The following is a 4,967-nucleotide window of genomic DNA, read 5'->3' as shown; positions in this document are numbered from 1 at the left end:
TCCTTCTTTATTTCGCCCTACTGCCATTACCGTTCCATCCAGTTTAAGGCCAATGGTACGACGCCACCCAGCCGCTACCGCTACAATATTATGCCAGTCGTTCACATCACATTGACCATGCTTATTCCATCCCACCGCTTCCACAGTATTATTACTTTTAAGAGCGATTGTATGAGCATTACCTGTGTTCGTCGCCATATGAACATTGCCCGCTGCGACGGCTTCAATATCACACCAACTGCTTACATTGCATTCTCCTTCTTTATTTCGCCCCACTGCCACAACTGTGCCATCCGATTTAAGAGCAACGGTATGACCACGACCTGCTGCTATCGTATTTTTAGGCCACCGTTTCACTTTTAATACCTCTTCTTTCGGTGAAATATAATTCATGTTTACCTCCTTGCATATAAACAACCGTGTCCAATTAGATATTTTCATCAAATTTCATTATAAATGACCTGACTTTTTTTATAAATCTACAGCTACAAAAGAAACCTGTTATTACTTCTTCCAAAATAAAGACCTCCAGTTTAAGCACTAGAGGTCTTCCATTTTATTTCTTTAATCTCTCAATAAAATCATGTAATTTATCAAGTGATTTCATATTCTGATTACAAGCTACACCATCTTTGCAAATATAGTTTCCCTTTTTAACGAAAGTTCCTGGTATATCACCTTTAATTTCAACTAAAAACATCCCAACTTCTTCATGTCCATGACATAATGAACAAATGCTTTTTTTATTTAAACTTTGGAATGTTCCTTGCAGACCAACAAACTTATTTTTATCATTTTTTGCTATAATAAATTTCCTACTTGATCCCTTATCAATCCAACTTAAATAAGACAATTCTTTCATATCCAGTTCTTCCATATCAGGCAGTTTTAACTTTTTCGCTTTAGGAAATAATTTTTTTAATGTTTGCGCTGTCACTTCCTGAAACGGAATGACATACGGATTTATTTTCGTTAAAAATGATTCTGCATCTTCTCTATTTTGAACTGTTAATACCGTGTCAATTAACTCCTTCTGCTCATCCGTTAAATTCTCAAATACATGTATTATCTTTTCAATCGCAAGTGATTTTAACGCTTGAATGACTCCTCTATCATTTGCCGTCGCATGCCCATTTGCTAAAATATAAGCTTGTGATTTTATAAAATTGTATTGATCACTTCTAATAAAAGCTTCCATCTTTATCACTCCATACAAATTGTTGATCTAGTTTTATTGTATACAATGATTACGTTTTTTGATATGTAAAAGATAACTTAGAAACAAACATTACATACATAGCTTGTACTCTACCGCTGCATTTCCTGACAAAAGAAGCCATCATCTGTTTTCCACTCCGCATATAACACATCTTCAAATTTAGTAATTCCTTTTTTCTTTATTTGCTTATACAGCCATCCTTCATCAAAGCCCGCTTCCCTCAAGTTATCTTTCACTACTTTTCCGTCACTAATTAATGAAATTGGTAAGTATACAGGCTTATGTTTTAAACTTAAATCATTTATAGTGGGAGATTCGTATTTACTTTTTTTCAGAACACTTATATTTCCGTTAGGTTCTAATATCATATATTCAACTTCTCGGATTGAAAATATATCTTTTTGTTGCCTAAGCATTTGTTGTAATTGGTTAATGTCCAAATGATTTACACTTAATTGTTCACGATCAATCTTTCCATTACGAATAATAATTGAAGGATATCCTTCAAAAAACCTTCTTGTTCCTCTTATTTTTTGCGTTATCACTTCTATTGTATAAATTAAAATTACCCATACAAATACTGAGTATAAAATAGACCATACTTTAATTTTAGGGTCATATATTGAATTTCCAACAAGCTCACCAAGGACGATAGCAGAAATAAAATCAAAGGGTGTTAGCTGTGATATTTGTGTTTTCCCTAATATTTTCGTAGCAATTAACAGCACAAAAAAGCCAACTAAAAGCTCTATCGTTATTTGTCCAATATGATTCATAGAAGCTCACCTTTCTACTTTTCAAGTGCTCTGTATAACTTTTAATAAAAAAACGGCACATTTTTTCTATTAGTATGCCCTGTCACAGTCCATATATCCAATACATATAAAACAAAAAGAGTCTGATGCAAAATAACATTTGAATCAGACTCTTTTTCTCTTATTTGGAATACACAATTTTTTTAATCGTTTCTCCGGAAAGAAAATACTCTTCTGCAAGTTGATGAATAGCAATTCCGCTTTTAAAAGCTTCTTTAATCGCTTTGTTTCTTTCATCTAATTGTTTTCTTCCTCCAGATCGTGTGCCCCATTTATAATGTTTCGTTTCTTGTTTTGGAATGTAAATTGTTTCACCTTGTATATACTTTTGAATTTCAGTAATTAAACTTTCTGGTAAAACTGCCGCAGCTTTTACGTATTTCATTTCTGCTCGCCCCTTATTTTTTATGGTTCATTTCAATAAGGTGCAAAGCCAAATATAAAAAATGATACGAGCTCATTTAGGCGATTGTATATTACTTGTCTACCTCACGCAAAGTATCGCCATTTCCTCCATACTTGGCTTTGCATGAGACGCTGCAGTGTCCGGCAATTGAATTGTAATCGCCATGTAAACACCTCCTAATATACCTTTTTCATTACATTATATGATAAATTCCTTCCTCTTGCATCCACATCCTTTTTAAAGCATGAAACTACTTAGTTTGATATAATACTTTTTAGTCCAATCGAAAAGTATAGTGAGGTTGCTTTATGAAAAAGAAAATAATCATTACAATCGTTACATTATTCAGTATTACTGTAGCATTATTTGGAACATACAAATTGATGAATGCAAGAAGCTTTCAATTGTTTGGAGATTTAACAAATCGAGTAGAAACAAATGAAAAAGTGATTGCTTTAACTTTTGATGATGGCCCTACTAACAATGTAAAACAAATATTACCGCTACTAGATACATACAATGCAAAAGCTACTTTCTTTTTAATCGGAAATGAATTAGAGAAAAACCTATCGTTAGGAGAAGCTATCGTACAATCTGGACACCAAATTGGAAACCATACATATTCTCATAACAGAATGGTTTTTAAAACACCTTCTTTTATTAAAGAAGAAATCGAAAAAACAAATTCATTAATCCGCCAAACAGGATTTACAGGCGCAATTGATTTTAGACCACCTAACGGAAAAAAACTAATTGGCCTGCCCTATTATTTAAAGAAAAACAATATCGAAACAATCACCTGGGACCTTGAACCTGATACTTTTTATAAATCTGCAACTGATAAAATTGAATATGTTAATAAAAATGTAAAACCAGGTTCTATCATTTTACTGCACTCTATGTATGATGAGTCTAATGAAAATTTACAGACCATAGAAGGTATTTTAGACTCTTTAACTAAAAAGGGCTATCAGTTCGTAACAGTAAATGAATTGCAAAAAAAGAGCAAAATAAAAAGGTAGCGTATCCAGAGCGATACGCTACCTTTTTTAAATAATGCCAAGTACATTTAAGAATACGATAATAATCGCAATTGGTGCGATGAAGCGAAGTAAGAATAACCATAATACAAACAATTTATAGCCTTTATTTTTACTTACACCAAGCTCTCTCATTAATACACCTTTCTTCATTTTTAAAGGAACAAAGATAGAAACTAATAAAACACCCAGTGGCATGAGTACGTTACTAACTGCATAATCCGCTAAATCAAAGACTGTCTTTCCGAAAATCTTCAGATCGCTTAATATACCAAATGACAATGCTGACGGTACTCCTACAACGAAGATTAATAAACCTACGATTAAAGCCATTTTTTCACGTTTCCCTTTACCTTTTGCAGTTAAAGATGCCACGCTAATTTCTAACATCGAAATCGCTGATGTAATAGTAGCAAAGAAGAATAGTAATAAGAAAACAATGAAGAATAATTTTCCAAATGCCATTTTACTGAAAATAGCTGGCAGTACGATAAATAATAACCCCGGTCCTTGAGATGGTTCCATTCCAAATGCGAACACTACTGGGAAAATTGCAAGTCCTGCAAGTAATGTAATCACAAGTGTTAAAGCTACAATAGAAAATGCTGAACGCGGTAAGCTTTCTTCTTTCGGCAAGTATGAGCTATACGTTACCATAACAGCTACACCGACAGATAGCGAGAAGAACGATTGCCCCATTGCATATAAAATGACTTCTGATGTTACGTTTGCGAAATCAGGTTGTAAGAAGAAACGAACTCCTTCTCCCGCACCATCTAACGTAAGTGCACGAACGATTAATACAAAGAATAAAACGAATAGTGCTGGCATGAAATATTTATTTACTTTTTCAACACCATTTTGTACACCTTTACTTACGATGAAAATAGTAATAAGGATGAATAATAGCTGTGAGCCAACTGCTAAATACGGATTGGAAATGATTTCACCAAACGTAGCTTCGTATGCCCCATTTCCTTCCCATAGTCTACCTGTAATTGCATTCCATAAGTATAATAAAATCCAGCCCCCTACAACACTGTAGAAAGAAAGTAATATGAAACATGTTACAATCCCTAATTTCCCTAACCATGGCCATAGTGTTTTTGGTGCGATTTCTCTATACGCATCAACGGCCTCTTTTTGTGTACTTCTTCCGATAACAAATTCAGCTAATAATAGCGGTAAACCAATTAATAATGTGAAACCGATGAAAATAAGGAAGAACGCGCCGCCCCCTCCAATTCCGGCCATATACGGGAACTTCCAAATTGCCCCTAGACCAATTGCTGAACCTGCTGCAGCTAATACGAAACCTAATTTCGATGTCCATTGCTGTGAATTCATCTGTTAATCTCCTCTCTTTATCTTTTTCTGTTTTACAATTCGGTATTTATATTGTTCTATCCACACTCTTTTCTAATACGTTCACTTCCTCTCTACTAATAAAAAACGCCCCTACGTAAATACGTAGGGACGACAAAAAT

General features: G+C 34.0%; 5 protein-coding genes and 1 pseudogene. 1 reads left to right on the top strand and 5 read right to left on the bottom strand.

All coding sequences use genetic code 11. The annotated features are described in order from the left end of the window. The 4 genes and pseudogenes from MR079_RS27625 to MR079_RS27610 form a co-directional block, all read right to left on the bottom strand. Nucleotides 1-393, bottom strand: a pseudogene (locus MR079_RS27625) (chromosome condensation regulator); the annotation flags it as partial. Nucleotides 394-556: 163 nt separating this feature from the next. After that, complete coding sequence (locus MR079_RS27620) at nt 557-1,198, bottom strand: FusB/FusC family EF-G-binding protein (protein WP_016717160.1); 642 nt, start codon at nt 1,196-1,198, stop codon at nt 557-559. A gap of 110 nt (nt 1,199-1,308) precedes the next feature. Continuing rightward, entirely contained in the window at nt 1,309-1,995 is a 687-nt protein-coding gene (locus MR079_RS27615) for a DUF421 domain-containing protein (protein ID WP_242295019.1), read from the bottom strand. Between the two features lie 160 nt (nt 1,996-2,155). Continuing rightward, a complete protein-coding gene (locus MR079_RS27610) occupies nt 2,156-2,419 on the bottom strand; it encodes a CD3324 family protein (RefSeq protein WP_139867773.1) in 264 nt (87 codons plus the stop codon). Nucleotides 2,420-2,748: 329 nt separating this feature from the next. Between MR079_RS27610 and MR079_RS27605 the strand changes: the two genes are divergently transcribed. Further along, nucleotides 2,749-3,462 (top strand): polysaccharide deacetylase family protein, encoded by a 714-nt coding sequence (locus tag MR079_RS27605; protein WP_139867775.1) that lies wholly within the window; start codon nt 2,749-2,751, stop codon nt 3,460-3,462. A gap of 27 nt (nt 3,463-3,489) precedes the next feature. Here the strand turns inward: MR079_RS27605 and MR079_RS27600 are convergent, their stop codons facing one another. Further along, nucleotides 3,490-4,827, bottom strand: coding sequence for a sodium-dependent transporter (locus MR079_RS27600; protein ID WP_242295018.1), 1,338 nt, complete (start codon nt 4,825-4,827; stop codon nt 3,490-3,492). Nucleotides 4,828-4,967: the final 140 nt, after the last annotated feature.

This window comes from Bacillus cereus group sp. BfR-BA-01381 (assembly GCF_022663555.1).
Taxonomy (GTDB): domain Bacteria; phylum Bacillota; class Bacilli; order Bacillales; family Bacillaceae_G; genus Bacillus_A; species Bacillus_A pacificus.
Note: the sequence above shows the minus strand (reverse complement) of the source record. Positions and strands in the feature narration are given on the sequence as shown.